A 1,763-nucleotide genomic window follows, 5' to 3' on the forward strand; every position below is an offset into this window, starting at 1 on the left:
ACCTACGCCACGGCCGCCCCCGCCCCGCAGGCGGCTCCGGCCGTGCAGGCGGCCCCGGCCGTCCAGCAGGCCCCCGCTCCCGCCCAGGCTCCCATGGGCGGCGACAACGGAAACAACAACAACAGCAAGGGCAACGAGGGCGAGGACCACGGCGACGAGGACCACGGCGGCAACGACCGCGGTGGCAACGACCACGGCGGCAGGAAGCACGAGGAGGGCTGGATCCACATCAACGAGCGGTCCTACTCGGCGCACCCGACCGGCTGCGTCACCGTCGTGAGCGGACTGGGCTCCAAGAGCTTCAACATCCGCAACGACAGCCGCAAGACCGTCGAGGTCTTCCGTGGTGCCACCTGCGACAACGGCGCCCCGATCGCCACCGTCGGCCCGCACAGCACCAGCAACGGTGTGAACCCCGGCTGCTTCCACGGCGTCAAGGTCAAGGACGGCGTCGTCGCCAGCTTCCGCATCGTGCACCGCTTCGACAAGGACGACAAGGGCGACTACTGAGCCGACCCTCGGAGTCTGACGCACCACCACGGGTGACGCAGGACCCCGGCCAGCCGTAATCGGGCCGGGGACCGGCGTCCGGAGGCATGGCACCGAACCCCGGCCCGCTGTCATCGGGCCGGGGTTCCGCGTGTGCCCGCGTCCGGCGGGGGCCGCGCCCGCCGACGTACTCGGGCGTCACGGCCGGGGCGCTGCACTCGGGGACGCCACAGTCTGCGCGCGCCGCGCCCGATACGTCACGGCCGGTGCGCGCCGTGCCCGGGCGGCGGTGCCGTGCTGCTCGGCCGCCGTACCACCTGCAGTCCTCGCGGGCGGCGAGGTCGAGGCCGGCGCGGTAGCCCGAGGCGGCCGTCCAGTCGCCCCGCAGCAGCGGCGGCGGGACGCGGTCCGCTTCGGTGAGGCCGGCGCGCCAGGCATCCGCGCGGCGTTGCGCGGCGAAGGAGTCCTCCGGTCCGGCGAGGTACCACATCCGTGCGGTGGCCGAGGTCGAGCAGGTGCCGCACGGCGGTGCGGGCCGGCGAACAGGACTCCCGCCCGACCTCGCTGCTCGACTACCGGCAGGAAGCCGTGGTGCTGCTGGGCACCCCGGACGCCGAGGGCACTGTCGCGCTGGCGCCCCGGGGCGTCGCCGTGCTGCGGCAAGCGGCCGGGCGCGTGCCGTCCTCGGGCGCGGTGATCCCCCGTCCCGCTACGGCCGTTCAGCTCTGCGCCCCGCCGGGCGGTGCCCCGTGCGGGCGAGCGGCCGCCACCAACGCGTCGAAGAGCCGCTGCTGGGCGGGGTCCTCGTGCGCGGTGTCCTCCGGGTGCCACTGCACGGCGACCAGCCAGCCGGCCGGCTCGGTGGGTTCGACCGCCTCCACGGTGCCGTCCGCGGCCCGCGCGGTCACGCACAGCCCCCGGCCGAGCCGGTCGACGTGCTGATGGTGGTAGCAGGACGCCTCCACCTTGTCCTTGCCGGTGATGCCGGCGACGGCCGATCCGCCGGTCAGTGACACGGGGTGCAGGAGGTGCCGGTGCGTGCGGCGCGGGTCTGCCATGTCCTGGTGCAGGGTGCCGCCGAGCAGGGTGTTGACCACCTGCAGGCCGCGGCAGATCGCCAGCAGCGGCTGCCGCGCCGCCAGGGCCTGGCGGGCGACCTCCAGGTCGAACGCGTCCTGCTCGTCGTCCACGTCGTACACGCTCCCGTGCGTCGTGGCGGCGCCGTACCGGTGGGGAGCGATGTCGCCGCCACGACGCACGGGAGCGTGTACGAC

The 1,763-nt window shown here is 74.8% G+C and carries 2 protein-coding genes and 1 pseudogene; 1 reads left to right on the plus strand and 2 read right to left on the minus strand.

Translation table 11 applies throughout. The annotated features are described in order from the left end of the window. A partial coding sequence (locus tag GV126_RS32525; RefSeq protein WP_159674566.1) for a hypothetical protein occupies window positions 1-510 on the plus strand: 510 nt, incomplete at its 5' end. 298 nt (window positions 511-808) lie between these two features. Here the strand turns inward: GV126_RS32525 and GV126_RS36925 are convergent. Both GV126_RS36925 and GV126_RS32535 read right to left on the minus strand, forming a co-directional pair. Further along, window positions 809-1,022, minus strand: a pseudogene (locus tag GV126_RS36925) (LacI family transcriptional regulator); the annotation flags it as partial. A gap of 186 nt (window positions 1,023-1,208) precedes the next feature. Continuing rightward, the coding region (locus GV126_RS32535; protein ID WP_159674568.1) for a gamma-glutamyl-gamma-aminobutyrate hydrolase family protein at window positions 1,209-1,763 on the minus strand (555 nt) is incomplete at its 5' end.

This window comes from Streptomyces mexicanus, assembly GCF_902506575.1.
GTDB classification, from domain to species: domain Bacteria; phylum Actinomycetota; class Actinomycetes; order Streptomycetales; family Streptomycetaceae; genus Streptomyces; species Streptomyces mexicanus.